Origin of the sequence: Acuticoccus sp., assembly GCF_965213555.1 — a bacterium.
In the GTDB taxonomy this organism is placed as follows: Bacteria; Pseudomonadota; Alphaproteobacteria; order Rhizobiales; family Amorphaceae; genus Acuticoccus.
The window spans coordinates 1,736,862-1,752,820 of record NZ_OZ243890.1 but is presented as its reverse complement, the minus strand read 5'-3'; the positions used below and the strand labels follow the sequence as shown (position 1 = coordinate 1,752,820).

The 15,959-nt window shown below is 70.4% G+C and carries 14 protein-coding genes; 3 read left to right on the top strand and 11 right to left on the bottom strand.

Annotated features, from left to right (window positions below; all coding sequences use genetic code 11):
- Positions 1-8 precede the first annotated feature (8 nt).
- The 4 genes from ACOOE8_RS08445 to ACOOE8_RS08430 all read right to left on the bottom strand — a co-directional run bounded on the left by ACOOE8_RS08445 (position 9) and on the right by ACOOE8_RS08430 (position 3,694).
- Positions 9-383, bottom strand: a complete 375-nt coding sequence (locus ACOOE8_RS08445) for a DUF305 domain-containing protein (RefSeq protein ID WP_420394377.1) — start codon at positions 381-383, stop codon at positions 9-11.
- 66 nt (positions 384-449) lie between these two features.
- Positions 450-1,427, bottom strand: a complete 978-nt coding sequence (locus ACOOE8_RS08440) for an Hsp33 family molecular chaperone (protein WP_420394376.1) — start codon at positions 1,425-1,427, stop codon at positions 450-452.
- Positions 1,428-1,586: 159 nt separating this feature from the next.
- Complete coding sequence (gene argF / locus ACOOE8_RS08435) at positions 1,587-2,498, bottom strand: ornithine carbamoyltransferase (protein ID WP_420394375.1); 912 nt, start codon at positions 2,496-2,498, stop codon at positions 1,587-1,589.
- Entirely contained in the window at positions 2,495-3,694 is a 1,200-nt protein-coding gene (locus ACOOE8_RS08430; RefSeq protein ID WP_420394374.1) for an aspartate aminotransferase family protein, read from the bottom strand. The genes argF and ACOOE8_RS08430 overlap by 4 nt, the downstream gene beginning before the upstream one ends.
- Before the next feature lie 453 nt (positions 3,695-4,147).
- Here ACOOE8_RS08430 and ACOOE8_RS08425 point away from each other — a divergent pair, with 453 nt between their 5' ends.
- A complete protein-coding gene (locus ACOOE8_RS08425) occupies positions 4,148-4,630 on the top strand; it encodes a GcrA family cell cycle regulator (protein WP_420394373.1) in 483 nt (160 codons plus the stop codon).
- 64 nt (positions 4,631-4,694) lie between these two features.
- On the opposite strand, the gene phoB is transcribed toward ACOOE8_RS08425, so the two are convergent.
- From phoB to ACOOE8_RS08390, 7 genes are all read right to left on the bottom strand, one after another.
- Complete coding sequence (gene phoB / locus ACOOE8_RS08420) at positions 4,695-5,390, bottom strand: phosphate regulon transcriptional regulator PhoB (protein WP_420394372.1); 696 nt, start codon at positions 5,388-5,390, stop codon at positions 4,695-4,697.
- Between the two features lie 2 nt (positions 5,391-5,392).
- Positions 5,393-6,121 carry a phosphate signaling complex protein PhoU gene (gene phoU, locus ACOOE8_RS08415; RefSeq protein ID WP_420394371.1) on the bottom strand — a complete coding sequence of 243 codons (729 nt, stop codon included), beginning with the start codon at positions 6,119-6,121 and terminating at the stop codon, positions 5,393-5,395.
- A 31-nt stretch (positions 6,122-6,152) separates the two neighbouring features.
- Entirely contained in the window at positions 6,153-7,115 is a 963-nt protein-coding gene (gene pstB / locus ACOOE8_RS08410; RefSeq protein WP_420394370.1) for a phosphate ABC transporter ATP-binding protein PstB, read from the bottom strand.
- 13 nt (positions 7,116-7,128) lie between these two features.
- Positions 7,129-8,436 (bottom strand): phosphate ABC transporter permease PstA, encoded by a 1,308-nt coding sequence (pstA, locus tag ACOOE8_RS08405; RefSeq protein WP_420394369.1) that lies wholly within the window; start codon positions 8,434-8,436, stop codon positions 7,129-7,131.
- Positions 8,429-9,808, bottom strand: a complete 1,380-nt coding sequence (pstC, locus tag ACOOE8_RS08400; protein ID WP_420394368.1) for a phosphate ABC transporter permease subunit PstC — start codon at positions 9,806-9,808, stop codon at positions 8,429-8,431. Before pstC ends, pstA begins: the two co-directional genes overlap by 8 nt.
- 119 nt (positions 9,809-9,927) lie before the next feature.
- A complete protein-coding gene (locus ACOOE8_RS08395) occupies positions 9,928-10,980 on the bottom strand; it encodes a substrate-binding domain-containing protein (RefSeq protein ID WP_420394367.1) in 1,053 nt (350 codons plus the stop codon).
- A gap of 184 nt (positions 10,981-11,164) precedes the next feature.
- Positions 11,165-12,394 (bottom strand): ATP-binding protein, encoded by a 1,230-nt coding sequence (locus ACOOE8_RS08390; RefSeq protein ID WP_420394366.1) that lies wholly within the window; start codon positions 12,392-12,394, stop codon positions 11,165-11,167.
- A 449-nt stretch (positions 12,395-12,843) separates the two neighbouring features.
- On the opposite strand from ACOOE8_RS08390, the gene msrP reads away from it, so the two are divergent.
- On the top strand, positions 12,844-13,599 hold the full coding sequence (msrP, locus tag ACOOE8_RS08385; protein ID WP_420394664.1) for a protein-methionine-sulfoxide reductase catalytic subunit MsrP: 756 nt from the start codon (positions 12,844-12,846) through the stop codon (positions 13,597-13,599).
- Positions 13,600-13,728: 129 nt separating this feature from the next.
- Positions 13,729-15,951 carry an ATP-binding protein gene (locus ACOOE8_RS08380; RefSeq protein WP_420394365.1) on the top strand — a complete coding sequence of 741 codons (2,223 nt, stop codon included), beginning with the start codon at positions 13,729-13,731 and terminating at the stop codon, positions 15,949-15,951.
- The last annotated feature ends 8 nt before the right edge of the window (positions 15,952-15,959 follow it).

Sequence of the window (15,959 nt, the reverse complement as noted above, 5' to 3'; positions counted from 1 at the left end):
ACGAGCGGTCAGCGCCGGCCGAGCCGCTCCAGCATCGCGCGCATGGCCTCGATCTCCGCCTGCTGCGTTGCGACGATGGCCTCCGCCAGGGCGCGCAGCTCCGCGTCCTGCGAGTGGCTGAGCAGCACCTCCGCCATCTCCACGGCCGCCTGATGGTGCGGGATCATCGCCCGTACGAAGTCGACGTCGACGTCGTTCGCGTAGCGGATGTCCATGTCCCTGTGCATCCGCGCCATGGTGTCCCTGAACGCGGCCGTGGCAGGGCTGTCCGGAACGAGGCTCGCAGCAGGCGCGCCGTGGGCCTGGGGTGTGTGCTGCGCCAACGCCTCTGGGACGCCGAGCGATGCCATCGCGGCAACGACCAGGATGGTGAGGGACCGCATCGGGTGCTCCTACCGGTAGGGGGTATCGGTTCCCTGACGATGCGGCAACGGCCGGTGCGGCGCAACTCAATGCGGCGTGCCTCGCTCCTCCAGCGTGGCAGGATCGAAGATGTAAAGTGTGTTGCAGAACTCGCATGTCACCTTGATCACCCCGTCCTCGACCATCGAGGCGCGGTCGTCGTCGCCGAATTGCTCCAGCATGGTCGTGATCCTGGAACTTGAGCAGTGACAATCTGCACTCAAGCTGAACGCGTCGAAGACACGCACGTCGCGCTCGTTGAACAGGCGCAGGAGGAGCCGCTCGGCGGTGATCTCCGGGTCGACGAGCTCGTGGTCCATGGCGCTCTGGGTGCGCGCGCTTGCCTCCACCCAGGCATCGTCGTCCTCGCGCTCGTCGCGGCGGGCGTCGTCCGGCGCGTCCCCGGGGTCGAGGTCGCGCACGATGATGCGGTCCGACGCCTCCGGCAGGAACTGCACGGTCACCCCGCCACCCCGCCACGTGCGCCGCGGCTCCTCGCCGGGCCGCCGCTCCATGGTCTCGGCGACCGCGAGGCGCACCGTGGTCGGGATCTGCTCGGACTGCGTGAAGTAGGCGTGCGCGACCTCCTCCAGGCTCGCCCCGGACATGGCGACGACGCCCTGGTAGCGGCGCACGGTGTCCTTCGGGTCGATGGTGAGGGCCATCGTCCCCTCGCCGACGATGTCGGGCAGGGTGAACGTGTCGGGGAGCGCCGCGATCGCGTCGGCGTCGAACCGCGCGTAGCCGCGCAGCCCCTCGGGCGAGGTGAAGTCGGTGACGAGCAGCGACACCGGACCGTTCGACTGGATCTGGAGGACGACGCGACCCTCCAGCTTCAGCGCCGTCGCGAACAGGACGTTGAGGATCACCGCCTCGCCGAGGAGGCGCGAGACGGCCGGCGGGTAGTCGTGCCGGCGCAGGATCTGGTCGAGGGCGGGGCCGAGGCGGGCGACGCGGCCGCGCACGTCGAGCGCCTCGACGGAGAACGGGAGGACAAGGTCATCGACGGTCGGGCTAGCGGTCACGGCGGATCCTGATCGTTGGGTGACGCGAGCGGAGGCGCCGGCGGTCCGGCGCGCAGCACGGGGCGCGTGGTGTCGCCCGATCATATACGAACCGTCTCAGCGCCCGCCACCGTTGGCCCCCTTTAGCCGGGGCTGAGCGGGCGAGCCCGAACCTGCCCGTCAGTCGAGCGCGTCGAAGACCCACGCCAAGATCGCCTTCTGGGCGTGGACGCGGTTCTCCGCCTCGTCGAACACGGCCGACTGGGGGCCGTCCATCACGGCGTCGGTCACCTCCTCGCCGCGATGCGCCGGTAGGCAGTGCAGGAAGATCGCGCGCGGCGCCGCCGCCGCCATCAACGCCTCGTTGACTTGGTATCGCGCGAACGCCGTGCGGCGCGCGGCCTCGTCGTCGTCGCCCATGGAGCTCCACGTGTCGGTGACGACGACGTCGGCGCCGGCGACGGCATCATGCGGGTCGTCCGCGATCCTGACGTGCGCCCCCGCGCACCGCGCCGCGTCGACGCTCGCCGGCGCCAGCGCGTAGTCCGGCGGGGAGGCGATCGCCATGCGGAAGCCGAGCGCAGGTGCGGCCTCCAGGAAGGTCGACAGCACGTTGTTGCCGTCACCGACCCATGCCAGCGTGCGCTCGGCGAGGGGTCCGAGGCGCTCCTCCGCCGTCATCAGGTCGGCGATGATCTGGCAGGGATGGGAGCGCCGCGTCAGCCCGTTGATGACCGGGATCGTGCTCGCGGAGGCGAAGCTCACGAGCCCGTCGTGGTCCAACATGCGCACCATCACCGCGTCCACGTAGCGCGACAGGACCGCCGCAGTGTCCGCCATGGTCTCCCCACGACCAAGCTGCATCTCGGCCCCCGAGGCGACGATCGTCCCGCCGCCGAGCTCGCGCATGGCGACGTCGAACGAGAAGCGGGTGCGCGTCGACGGCCGCTCGAACAGCATCGCGAGCGTTCGGCCCTCCAAGAGCGGGCGCCGCCGCCGCCCCTCGGCCTTCATCCGGTGCGCGCCGTCCAACAGGATCCTCAGCGCCCCTCCGGGGAGGGACGCGAGGGTCACGACGTGCCGCACGCTCATGCGACGGCGGCGTCCGCCTGCGTTGCTTCGAGCTCGCGCGCCGCCGCGTCGAGCCGGTCGGCAGCCTCGCGCAGCTCGTCCTCGGAGGCGACGAGGGGCGGCAGCAGCCGCGCCACGTTGTCCCCCGCGGGGATGACGAGGAGGCCGGCCTCGCGCGCCGCCGTGACGACCTTTGCCACGGGCATGGTGCACACCACGCCGACCATCAGCCCCTCGCCGCGCACGCTGGCGTAGACGTCCGGGTGCGTGTCGACGACAGCGCCGAGCGCCTGCATCAGGAACGCCCCCTTGCGGCGCACCTCCTCGAGGAAGCCGTCGCCCAGCACGACGTCGAGCACGGCGTTGCCCACCGCCGCAGCAAGGCGATTGCCGCCGAAGGTCGTGCCGTGGGTGCCGGGCGTCATCCCCGCCGCGGCGCGCTCGGTGGCAAGGCACGCACCGATGGGAAAGCCGCCGCCGAGCCCCTTCGCCGACGTCAGGACGTCCGGGACGACGCCCACCGCCTGGTAGGCGAACAGCGTGCCGAGGCGGCCGACGCCGGTCTGCACCTCGTCGAAGATGAGGAGGGCGCCGTTGTCGTCCGCGACGCGGCGCATGTCGGCGAGCGCCTGGCGGTCCAGCGTGCGGACGCCGGCCTCGCCCTGGACCGGCTCCACCATGATCGCCGCGGTCTGCGGCCCGACGACCCGCGAGAGCGCCTCGACGTCGCCGAAGGGCACCTGGTCGAACCCGGCCAAGGGCTCCCCGAACCCCTCGAGGTACTTTGGCGTCCCGCCCGCGGCGAGCGTGCCGAGCGTGCGTCCGTGGAAGGCGCCTTCGACTGTGACGATGCGCGTGCGCTCGGGCGCGCCGTTCACGTACTGGTAGCGCCGGGCGGTCTTGATCGCCGCCTCGTTGGCCTCCGCGCCCGAGTTGGCGAAGAACACCCGGTCGGCGAACGTCGCCTCGCTCAACCGCGCGGCGAGCCGCTCCTGCTCGGGGATGCGGTAGAGGTTGGAGGTGTGCCACACCTTCGCCGCCGCGTCCTGGAGCGCCGCGACGAGGTGGGGGTGCGCGTGGCCGAGCGAGGTCACCGCGATGCCGGCGCCCATGTCGAGGTATCGTCGCCCGTCCGAGCCCACGAGCCAGACGCCCTCGCCCGTCTCGAACGACAGGTCGGCGCGGTTGTAGGTCTGAAACAGGCTGTTCGTGCTCATGGCGCTCGTCGGTTCCCATCCTAGGGCCCGGTTTAAGCTGGCGCCGGGTCCCCGCTTCTCGGCCGCTACGTCGATCGTCCGCCGATGGGACACCCCCATCAGCGCCCGTGGCCGGCGTCAGCCACATCCCCCTGGAGCGTCGGCGACCCCGCTGCGACGCCGGGTCCGACATGAAGGCAGCGTCCGCGGGCGCGCGTCGCGTAAGGCGGAACGCCATGGGAGCGTGCGACCGTTGGTCCGCGACCAAGCGGCCCTTGTTTCCGATGGTTGGGGAAAAAGCAAGGTTGACGTCGCGCAGAAGCCCGCGAGCCTGGACCGTGATTCGGCAAATCTTTTACGATTCGATGCAGATAGCGCGGGCACAGAGCGCGAGAAACGAGCCTGCGCGGACCCTTCGACGGGACGCGAGGGGTGTGGACCGCCTGTGGACCGCCGGCAACGAAGGGATCTGCGATGAGCTGGACCGACGAGCGGATCGAGGTGTTGCGCAAGCTGTGGGCGGAGGGCCTGTCCGCCTCCCAGATCGCGAGCTCCCTCGGCGGCGTCAGCCGCAACGCGGTGATCGGCAAGGTCCACCGCCTGGGTCTCTCGGGACGGGTCAAGGCCCCGCAGGCGCGCGCCGCCCGTCACCGGGCAAGGCTGGCGCCGGCCCGCGCGTCCGCGGTCTCCGCGGTGGTGGCCTCGTCGCGCCCGGCGACGGCCGGTGCGCTCGCCCTCAAGCTCGAGGAGGAGGCAGCTCCGCAAGTCCATGCCGAGGTCCTGTCGTGGAGCGTCGGCGTCGCGCTGCCGGACCTGTCGCCCCGGTCCTGTCGCTGGCCCCTCGGCGACCCGTCCGACCCCGGGTTCCGCTACTGCGGGTCGCGCACCTGCGACGGTGAGGTCTACTGCCGCGGCCACGCCGAGGCCGCGTACCCGGCGCGCCGCCGCGCCGGCTGAGGCTGGCGGCACCGCAACGGCGCCGCTCGGGAACACCCGCGTCGCCCGCGCCAGGAGCCGGCCGTCAGCCCATGGCGAACTGGTCGTTGAAGGCGTAGCCGGCGCCGCGCACCGTGCGGATCGGGTCCTTCGCCTTGCCCCGGTTGATCGCCTTGCGCAGCCGGCCGACGTGCACGTCCACCGTGCGCTCGTCCACGTAGACGTCGCGGCCCCAGACGCCGTCGAGGAGCTGCTCGCGGCTGAACACGCGCCCCGGCGACTGCATGAGGAACTCGAGCAGCCGGAACTCGGTGGGGCCGAGGTGGATCTCGCGCATCGCGCGGCGCACCCTGTGGGTCGTGCGGTCGAGCTCGAGGTCCCCAGCGCGCAGCAGCGCGGAGACGACCGCGGGCCTCGTGCGCCGTAGGATCGCCCGGATGCGCGCCATCAGCTCGGGCGTCGAGAACGGCTTTACCACATAGTCGTCGGCCCCGGTGGCGAGGCCCCGGATGCGCTCGGTCTCCTCCCCCCGCGCGGTCAGCATGACGATGGGCAGGTGCTCCGTCTGGGGCCGCGATCGCAGCCGCCGGCACAGCTCGATGCCGGACAGCCCCGGCAGCATCCAGTCGAGGATGAGGAGGTCGGGCAGCTCCTCGAGGAGGCGCAGCTCCGCCTCGTCTCCGCGGGCGCAGCTCTCCACGTCGTAGCCGTCCGCCTCCAGGTTGTAGCGCAGGACGAGGACGAGCGGCTCCTCGTCCTCCACGACCATCACGCGGGCCATCCCTACATCCTCCCGGGCGTCTCGTCGGAGAACGCGGCTGAAAGGTAGGCCGAGCTGTCCGCCTTCGCGCGCTCCTCGCGGGGCTGCTCGCCGGTGACGAGGTAGTGGATGTTTTCGGCGATGTTGGTCGCGTGGTCGCCGATCCGCTCGATGTTCTTGGCGCAGAACAGGAGGTGGGTGCAGAACGTGATGTTGCGCGGATCCTCCATCATGTAGGTCAGGAGCTCGCGGAAGATTGAGGTGTAGATCGCGTCGATCTCGTCGTCGCGGTTGCGCACGTCGCTGGCCGCCGACAGGTCCTGGCTGGTGAACGCGTCAAGCACGCTCTTGAGCTGCTCGAGGGCGATGTCGGACATGTGTTCGAGGCCGATGGCGACGCGCGGAGGGTAAGCGCGCCCCTCGATGGCGAGCACGCGCTTGGCGTTGTTCTTCGCGAGGTCGCCGACGCGCTCGAGGTCGGAGGCGATGCGCAGCGCCGCCACCATCTCGCGCAGCGGCTTGTCGTTCGGCCTGTGGGCTGCGATGAGCCCGACGGCGTGGTGCTCCACGCTGCGTTGCATCGCGTCGATCCGTGCGTCCGCCTCGATCACCGAGCGTGCCCGGCCCGGATCGATCCTCGTCAGCGCCGTGACGCTATCCATGACAAGGCGCTCGGCGAGCCCACCCATCTCGGCGATCTCACCGGCGAGCGCCTGCAGCTCGCGCTCCCTCTCGCGCGTGGACAACGACACAACATCACTCCCGTCCGAGCCGGCCGGCTCGTCAGCCGAACACGCCGGCGATGTAGTCCTGCGTCCGCTTCTCCTGCGGGTCCTTGAAGATCGCCTCCGTCGGACCCTCCTCCACGAGCCAGCCGAGGTGGAAGTAAGCCGTCTTCTGGCTCACCCGTTCAGCCTGGCTCATTGAGTGCGTCACGATGACGATGGTGTAGTTCTCGCGCAGTTCCGCGATCAGCTTCTCCACCGTGCCGGTGGCGATGGGGTCGAGCGCCGAGCACGGCTCGTCCATGAGGATGACCTCGGGCGACACGGCGATGGCGCGGGCGATGCACAGGCGCTGCTGCTGGCCACCCGACAGCCCCGTGCCCGGCTCCTTCAGGCGGTCCTTCACCTCGTTCCACAGGCCGGCGCGCCTGAGGCTCGTCTCCACGACCTCGTCGAGGTCGGACTTGGAGTGCGCGAGGCCGTGGATCTTCGGTCCGTAGGCGATGTTGTCGTAGATCGACTTCGGGAACGGGTTCGGCTTCTGGAACACCATGCCGACCCGCGCGCGCAGCTCGACGACGTCCAGCGACGGGTCGTGGATGTCGCGCTCGCCGAGCGTGATGTCGCCGGTGACACGGCAGATGTCGATGGTGTCGTTCATCCGGTTGAGGCAGCGCAGGAACGTCGACTTGCCGCAGCCGGACGGGCCGATGAACGCCGTCACCGCCTTCTCGGGGATGTCGATGGTCACCGAGCGGATCGCCTGCTTCTCGCCGTAGTACACGTTGACGTCGCGGCACTCGACCTTGGTGACGCGGCCGACGTCGTCGTGCCGGCGGATCGTCTCGAAGCCTTCGTTGAGCTCGTGAAGCTCGGCCTCGGCGTGGGACGCGTCCGCGGCAAGCGTCTCCTCCTCGGTGCGGGGCTCGCGCGTCGCCTGCCGCCGATTGTCGGTCTCGCCCGCGGCCACCGTGCGAGCGCGGGCGGCCTCCTCGACATCGTCGCTCGTCGTGCTCGACATGTCGGCGCTCCCCTTACCACTTCCGCTCGAGGCGGTTGCGGAGGACGATGGCGATGGCGTTCATCAGGATGAGGAACGACAGCAGGACGAGGATGCCGGCCGACGTGCGCGACTGGAAGCCCCGTTCGGGCGAGTCGGCCCAGATGTAGATCTGCGTCGGCAGCGCGGTGGACGCGTCGAGCAGGCCGCCCGGCGGGCTCGTGGTGAACGCGTTCATGCCGATGAGGAGGAGCGGCGCCGTCTCGCCGAGCGCCTGGGCGAGGCCGATGATGGTGCCGGTCAGGATGCCCGGAAGCGCGAGCGGCAGGACGTGATGCCAGATCACCTGGTGCTTCGACGCGCCCACCCCAAGCGCCCCCTCGCGGATGGACGGCGGCACCGACTTCAACGCCGCGCGCGTCACGATGATCATCGTCGGCAAGGTCATCAAGGACAGCACCATGCCGCCGACGAGCGGCGCCGAGCGCGGCAGCCCGAAGAAGTTGAGGAACACCGCCAGTCCGAGGAGGCCGAAGACGATGGACGGGACCGCGGCGAGGTTGTTGATGTTGACCTCGATGACGTCGGTCCACCGGTTCTTCGGAGCGAACTCCTCGAGGTAGATGGCCGCCGCGACGCCCACCGGGAACGAGATGAGGAAGCATACGAGGAGCGCGTAGAACGAGCCAACGATGGCGCCCGAGAGGCCGGCGAGCTCGGGGAAGCGCGAGTTGGAGTTGAACAGGAGCCCCCAGTTGAATGGGGTCGCGACGAGCCCGCGCTCCTCCATCTCCTGGAACACCCGCGCCTGGAAGTCGGAGATGCGACGACGGTCCTCCGGCAGCTCAAGGTCCACCTGACCCTTGGCGAGCTGGTCGACGATGTCCGACGCCGGGAACGCGAGCGTCACCGTTTGCCCGATCAGCGAGGGGTCCTCCACCACCCTGTCGCGCAGCAGGAAGTGCGTCGACGGGGTGAACATCTGCTCGAGCTCGCGGAAGTTCTCCTCGGCCGCCTCCGGGAACGCGGCGCGGATCGACGAGCGGACGACGTCGCGGAACTCGGCCGACGCAGGGTCGTCGCGGCCGACCTCGGTCGCGTCGAGCCTGTAGGGGACCGCGATCTCGGTCTGCACGAACGCGGTGTAGCCGGTGGAGATCAGCGATGCGACAAGGATCCCGAGGAGCAGGATGGCAAGCCCGATGGCGACGATGCCGTAGGCGCGCAGCCGCATGTCCGCCGCGTGCCGCGAGCGCCTTCGTCGGGCCGCGCGGTCGGACGTCCAGTAGCCGTCGGTGGCGCTCCGCCTCACCGTGACGCCGTTGGCCGTGGTGTCAGTCATACTGCTCCCGGTACCTCTGGACGATGCGGATGGCGATCACGTTGAGCGCCAGCGTGCAGATGAACAGGACCAGGCCGAGCGCAAAGGCGGCGAGCGTCTTGGGGCTGTCGAACGCGGTGTCACCGATGAGCAGCGTCACGATCTGGACGGTGACGGTCGTGACCGAGTCGAGGGGGTTGAACGTCAGGCTCGCGATGAGCCCCGCCGCCATGACGACGATCATGGTCTCGCCGATGGCGCGCGAAAGGCCGAGCAGGATGCCGCCCATGATGCCGGGCAGCGCCGCTGGCAGGAGCACCTTCGTCATCGTCTCGCCCCGCGTCGCGCCGAGCGCCAGGGAGCCGTCGCGCATCGAGCGCGGCACCGCGTTGATCGCGTCGTCCGACAGGGACGAGATGAACGGGATGATCATGATGCCCATGACGCCGCCCGCGGCGAGCGCAGAGTTCGGGGAGACCGCGATGCCGAACAGCGAGCCGAACTCGCGGATCGCCGGGGCGACGGTGAGGACGGCGAAGAAGCCGTAGACCACCGTCGGCACGCCCGCGAGGATCTCCATGATCGGTTTGACCACGGCGCGCGTGCGGTTCGTCGCGTACTCGGTGAGGAAGATCGCCGAGAAGATGCCTATGGGGATCGACACGATCATCGCGATCGTCGCGATGAGGATGGTGCCCGCGAACACGGGGATCGCGCCGAACGCGCCCTCGATGCCCACCTGGTCGGCGCGGATCGGGATCTGCGGCTCCCAGGAGAGGCCGAACAGGAACTCCACGACCGACACGCGCCGGAAGAACTCCATGCTCTCGTAGAGCAGCGAGGCGACGATGCCGACGGTGGTGAGGATCGCGACGACCGCGCAGAAGATCATGAGGCCCGACACCACGCGCTCGAAGCGATTGCGGGCGCGGAAGCGCGGCGACAGCTGCGCACGGGTCATGAACATCACGAGGATGGCGAGCGCGAGGACGACGACGAGGAGCGCCCAGTCGGCGATGTTCTGCCAGCGCACGTAGGTCTCGGCCGCCCGGCGCACCTCCGGCGAGGGCTCGCCGAAGATGATGCCGGACGCGACGTTGCGGATCTCCTGCAGCAGGAGGGTCGTCCGGTTGCCCGACAGCCCCTGCGTCGTGCTCGGCGGCAGAGTCGACAGGAGGAGCTGCTCGATGACGCTCGATTGGAACGCGACCCACACGAGGACGAGGACGAACGCTGGGATGCCCACCCACACGGCGACGAACGCCCCGTGGTAGCCCGGCAGCGAGTGCATGTCCGTCCCCGCCGAACGAAGGAAGGACACCCCCGCCGAGCGCCCGACGTAGTAGGCGACGAGGCTCATCGCGATGACGAGGAGAAGCGCGTATCCGACCAAGCGGCGACCTTTCGGCTCGTTCTGCGGCAGTCAGCAAGGGCGACGGGAACCGAGCGGCGCCCTTGCTCGGAGGACGGAGCCAGGGGCGCCGCGAAGGCGCCCCCGACGGGTGGGCTCGCTTATGACGGCGCGCCCATGGACTCACCCTCGAGGGCGTTCTGCTGCGTCTGCTGACGCCGCTCGTCGGACAGCGTGGTGAGGCCACGATCCTTGAGGTAGCCATCGGGACCGAGGGCCTCCTCAGCGACGTACATCTCGATGAACTCGGTGAGGCCGGGGATCGCATCGCGGTGGGCGTTCTTGATGTAGAAGTAGAGCGGACGCGCGATGTCGTAATCGCCGGCCGCGATCGTCTCGAAGGTCGGCTCGACGCCGTTCACCTCGACCGCCTTCAGCGTGTCCTGGTTCTCGTAGAGGAACGAGTAGCCGAAGATGCCGAGGGCATCGGTGTCGGACTGCAGTCGCTGGACGATGAGGTTGTCGTTCTCGCCCGCCTCGATGAACGGCCCGTCGGTGCGCATGGTCGAGCAGATCACCTCCCAGCGCTCCTCGTCGGCCTCCTGCATCTCGGCGAGGACGTCGTACTCGTTGCAGCCGTCCTGCATCGCGAGCTCGACGAACGCGTCGCGGGTGCCGGAGGTCGGCGGCGGGCCGAACACGGTGATCTCGACCTCGGGCAGCTCCGAGCGGATGTCGGACCACACGGTGTGCGGGTTGGCGACGATCTCACCATCCACCGGCACCTCGGCGGCGAGCGCGGTGTAAAGGTCCTGCTCGGTGAGCTGCCAGTCGTACTGCGAGTCCTGCGCGACCGCGATGGACAGGCCGTCGTAGCCGATCAACACCTCGGTGACGTCGGTGACGCCGTTCTCCTGGCACAGCTCGTACTCGGACGCCTTCATCTCGCGCGACGCGCCGGTGATGTCGGGCGTGTTCGGGCCGACGCCCTCGCAGAAGATCTGCATGCCGCCGCCGGTGCCTGTCGACTCCACGACCGGGGCCGCGTTGCCGGTGGCGTTGGCGTACTCCTCGGATACCGCCTGCGTGTAGGGGAACACGGTCGACGAGCCGACGATGCGGATCTGGTCGCGCGACTGCGCCACAGCGCCGTTGGCGACGAGCGCACCAGCAGCGGCCAGTGCGGCGACGCTCGCAATGGTGTTGAACTTCACGGCTGAACTCCCTCGATCTCGGGTTCGTGTCTGCGCAAGCGGTCCGGGCACCGTCAGGCGCGCGCCGCTTGCTGCCCTCGAGGTACGGCGCCAACGCAACACTGCGTATGTCAGGAGGATGATCTTTTCGTGACGCGCTAAGTCGTTGCTTTCAAACACGAACAACTGTGCACGTTGGGTCGCGTCAGGCTGGCGGCCCGAGGTGGAGCGGCAAGCGCACGGTGAACGTGGAGCCGGCGCCGAGCTGGCTGCGCACCGTCAGCCGTCCGCGATGGCGTGCTAGGATGTGCTTGACGATGGCGAGCCCGAGCCCCGTCCCGCGGCGGGCGCGCGCCTCTTCGACGTCGACGCGATAGAAGCGCTCGGTGAGCCGAGGCACGTGCTCCGGTGGGATGCCGCGACCGTAGTCCTCCACGGAGATCGCAACGACCGGCCCCGCGGCGGCGTCCTCGCGCCGGACGGACACGCGCACGCGGCCACCTTCGCCGCCGTACTTCACCGCGTTCTCGATGAGGTTGTCGAACACTTGGACGAGCTCGTCGGCATCGCCGCGCACGCCGAGCGGCTCGCCGGGCAGGTCGAGCTCCAACGCCACCTGCGCCATCGCGGCGACGGGACGCACCATCTCCGCCGCGTAGCGCACCCGCTCGACGCAGTCGACGACGTCGGTGGGGCGCACATGGGCGCGCATCTCGATGCGCGACAGGGACAGGAGCGCGTCGGTGAGGCGCTTCATCCGCTCGGCCTGCTCGCGCATCACCTCGAGGAACTTCGTCCGCGCCGGCGCGTCATCGCGGGCGGGGCCCTGCAGCGTCTCGATTATCCCGGTGAGCGCGGCGAGGGGGGTCCTCAGCTCATGGCTCGCGTTGGCCACGAAGTCCTCGCGCATGCGGTCGAGCCGTTGCTGCTCGGTGAGGTCGCGGACGAACACGGCGAGCGCAGCGCCGGCGTCCCCGTCGGCGGACGGAGCGAGCGCGAGCGGCGAGATCACTGCCTCGAACCAGCGGCTGGTCGGCACCTTCTCGGACCAGCGGGCGCGCTCCTGCGTGCCCGAACGGGAGGCGACCTCCACCGCGCGCACGAGCTCGGGCACGCGCAGCGCGAAGGAGATCGGCCGGCCGACGGTGAACAGGCCGAGCTGCTCGCGCGCAGCGCGGTTCACCCAAAGGATCGTCCCATCTGAGGCGAGGATCACGCAGGCGTCCGGAGCCGCGTCGAGCACCGCGCGGGCGTCCTCCGACAGGGGGGCCTCGACCTCGCCGGTCACCTCGACGACGTCCTCGGCCCGCGCTGGCCGCGCTGCGACGAGCGCGGCCAGCGCGGCCAGCGCGATGGCGATCGCCGCCGCAGCCGCCGACGCCACGGTGAAGGCTGCCGTCATGACGCAGGCGAGCGCGACGACGCCCCACGCCACACGTGCCAGAGGCCTCGGGTCCCTGGACGGGATCGAGCGGCGGCCGCACGGTCGCGGCCAGCGGATGTCGAGGCTGTTCTACGCAACGCGGACCCGTGCTCCCTCCCCCAAGCTCCTCACATAGACTTAACTTGAGGGCAGGGCTAACCGGACTAGTTTGGCGAGTGTTTACGAAGTCCGTGTGAAAGGGTCATCCATGCCGACGTTCCAGAGGCCGCGGTGGACGCTGCCGGACCGCGCCGCGACCGACGAGGCCCTCTTCCGCGGTCGCCGCCAACTCCTGAAGACCGCCGGCCTCGGCGCGATGGGCGCGGGGCTCGCCGGGCCCGCCCACGCCGGCATCTTCGACCGCCTGTTCGGCGGCGCCGACGACGTGCCGACGCCCGACGTACGAGGTCGACCCCACCGCCGACCTCTACCCGGCGCCGCGCAACGAGGGCTACGGGGTGATGCGACCCATCACCGAGGAAAACCTCGTCACCACCTACAACAACTTCTACGAGTTCGGCTCTCACAAGCGGATCTTCTCCGCAGCGCAGGACCTCGACGTCCGGCCGTGGACGGTCACCATCGACGGCATGGTCGAGGAGACTCAGACCCTCGACATCGACACGCTCATCCGCCGCATGTCGCTCCAGGAGCGGGTCTACCGCCTGCGCTGCGTGGAGGCGTGGTCGATGGTGGTGCCGTGGACCGGCTTCCCCCTGGCCGACCTCGTGGCGCTGGCCCGCCCGCGGTCCTCCGCCACGTTCCTGCGCATGGAGACCTTCCTGCAGCCGAACGTCGCCACCGGGCAGCGCCAGTCCTGGTACCCGTGGCCGTACGTCGAAGGCATCACGCTCGCTGAGGCGACCAACGAGCTCGCCTTCCTCGTCACCGGAGCCTACGGCAAGCCCGTCGAGGAGCAGAACGGCGCGCCGCTGCGCCTCGCGCTGCCGTGGAAGTACGGCTTCAAGTCCATCAAGTCGATCACCCGCTTCACGTTCACCGACGAGATGCCGTCGAGCTTCTGGATGGACGTCGCGGGCGACGAGTACGGCTTCTGGGCGAACGTGAACCCCGAGGTGCCGCACCCGCGCTGGAGCCAGGCGACGGAGCGCCCGCTCGGCCAGGACGATCGCATCCCGACGCTGATGTTCAACGGTTATGCCGAGGAGGTTGCCTCGCTCTACGCCGACCTTCAGGGCGAGCGGCTCTACTTCTGACCTCATCCTGCCGTCTCGCCGGTGGGTTGTGGCGGTGCCGTCGTTGGATCGCGCGCCCGGCCGCGTTAGCCTCACGTCGGATTCGCGGAGGCGGTCGAGGATGGCGAGGGGTCGCACAGGAGCGAGACCGTGCTGACGGCGTGGGCGATCACCGCCGCCGCGTGCGCCCTTGCCGCTGTGATCTCGTTGCGGGCAGGCACCGCGGTGCGCGCCGCACGCGCGGCTCGGGACGCTGCGGCGGCGTGCGAGGCGCGCGCCGACCTTGCCGAGCGCGCCCTCGTCCGTGGCGCGCAGGGCGCCGTTCGCCTCACCCTGGACGGTGGCGTCCTCACCTGCGGCACGGTGCCCGACAATCTCGTACGCACCACGAGCGGGCCGTCCGGGGAGGATCCGCTCGCGCGCGCTGTCGCGCGGCTTCGCTCGACGGGCGAGGCGTTCCGACTGCCCGGCCACGACGGCTCCGCGATCGCGGGGAGCCTCGAAGGAGGGCACCCGACGCTGTTCGTGGAGCCGCCCCCCGCGGTCGGCGCGGCGCCTGAAGGTGGCGTCGCGGGCCGACTGCAGGCGCTCCTCGCCGCCACACCACATCCGGCCTGGATCGGCTCGGGTTCGGGCGAACGGGTGTGGGCGAACGCCGCCTACGCGCGCTCGGTCGCCGACGCGGACGGCGATGGCCTCCTCGACGCCAACGCCCTTGCCCGCCTCGCCGGCGCAGCGGATGGCCCGGTCCACGAGCGCGTGCAGACCGTGGTCGCCGGCGAGCGTCGCCACCTCGACGTGACGGCCGAGCGGCAGGGCGGCGTCCTCGCCGCACTCGCCGTCGACGTGACGGACACGCTGCGCACGCTGGGCGCCCAGGCCCGCTCCCTGGACAGCCACGCGGCGACCCTCGACCGGCTGGCCACCGCCATCGCGATCTACGGGCCCGACCGACGCCTCGCGTTCCACAACGCCGCGTTCCAGCGCCTGTTCGAGCTCCCTCCCGCCTTCCTCGAGCACGGACCGCCCGAAGAGCGTGTGCTCGACCGCCTGCGCGCCGACCGTCGCCTCCCCGAGACGGCGGACTTCAAGGCGTGGAAGCGCGACCAGCTCAAGGGCTACGAGACGCGGGACCCGTTCGAAAGGTGGTGGCACCTGCCGGACGGCCAGACGCTGCGCGTCATCGCCAACCCGGGCTCGGACGGCGGCGTCACCTACGTCTACGAGAACGTCACGCGCGAGCTCATGCTGGAGCGCCAGTACAACGAGATGAGCCGCGTCCAGGCCGAGACCATCGACCACCTCGGCGAGGGGATCGCGAGCTTCGGCCCCGACGGGTTGCTGCGCCTGGCCAACCCTGCCTTCTGGTCCCTGACCGGCGCCCCCGCGGCCGAGGTGGGCGACCACGTGCGGCTGATCGCGGCCGGCGCCCCGTCGGACGAGCGCCACGTGTGGAACGCGCTCAGCGAGCGCGTGACCGGCCTCACCGACCACCGCACGCGCGCCGGAGGACGCCTGGAGCGGGGTGAGCGCACGCTGGACTACGCCTTCGCGCCGCTGCCCGACGGATCGACGCTCGCGACCTTCGTCGACGTGACGGACACGGTGAACGTCGCCCGCGCCCTCGTAGAGCGCAACAGCGCCCTCGTCGCGGCCGACCGCCTGAAGAACGCCTTCATCGAGCACGTCTCCTACGAGCTGCGCTCGCCGCTCAACACGATCATCGGCTTCACCCAGCTCCTGACCCGGCCCGAGACCGGCCCGCTGTCCGACCGCCAGCGCGAGTACGCCACCTACATCTCCACCTCCTCGGAGGCGCTGCTCGCCATCATCGACGGCATCCTGGACCTTGCCTCCATCGACGCCGGCATCATGGAGCTGACCATCGGGACCGTCGACGTCAAGCCGACCATCGGCGAGGTGCTCGACGGACTGAAGGACCGCGTGAGCGAGGCGGCGCTGCGGATCGAGCTCGACGTCGCCGCCGACGCCACGCGCTTCGACGGCGACGCGTTGCGCGTGCGGCAGGTGCTCTACAACCTCACCTCCAACGCGGTGGCGCACTCGCCGCACGGCGGGCGCATCACCATCACCGCGCGGCGCGACGGCGAGCACGTCGCGCTGTCGGTGCGCGACCGCGGTCTGGGGATCGCGGAGGCGAAGGTCGAGGCGGTGTTCGAACGCTTCAACACCTCGGGGGCGCAGGGTCGGCGCGGCGGCGTCGGGCTCGGCCTGTCGCTGGTGAAGAGCTTCGTGGAGCTCCACGGCGGCACCGTCTCCGTGGCGCGCGTCGAAGGTCCGGGCGCCGAGCTCGTGGTGCGCTTCCCGCGGCACCAGCGAGCCGAGCGCGCGCCGGTGCTCAGCGCAGCGTGAGCGACGCG

Coding starts and splice junctions, on each gene's coding strand:
- pstB (WP_420394370.1), bottom strand. CDS start 7,115: ATGTCGAGCACGACGAGCGACGATGTCGAGGAGGCCGCCCGCGCTCGC.
- pstA (WP_420394369.1), bottom strand. CDS start 8,436: ATGACTGACACCACGGCCAACGGCGTCACGGTGAGGCGGAGCGCCACC.
- ACOOE8_RS08430 (WP_420394374.1), bottom strand. CDS start 3,694: ATGAGCACGAACAGCCTGTTTCAGACCTACAACCGCGCCGACCTGTCG.
- ACOOE8_RS08425 (WP_420394373.1), top strand. CDS start 4,148: ATGAGCTGGACCGACGAGCGGATCGAGGTGTTGCGCAAGCTGTGGGCG.
- msrP (WP_420394664.1), top strand. CDS start 12,844: ATGCGACCCATCACCGAGGAAAACCTCGTCACCACCTACAACAACTTC.
- phoB (WP_420394372.1), bottom strand. CDS start 5,390: ATGGCCCGCGTGATGGTCGTGGAGGACGAGGAGCCGCTCGTCCTCGTC.
- argF (WP_420394375.1), bottom strand. CDS start 2,498: ATGAGCGTGCGGCACGTCGTGACCCTCGCGTCCCTCCCCGGAGGGGCG.
- ACOOE8_RS08445 (WP_420394377.1), bottom strand. CDS start 383: ATGCGGTCCCTCACCATCCTGGTCGTTGCCGCGATGGCATCGCTCGGC.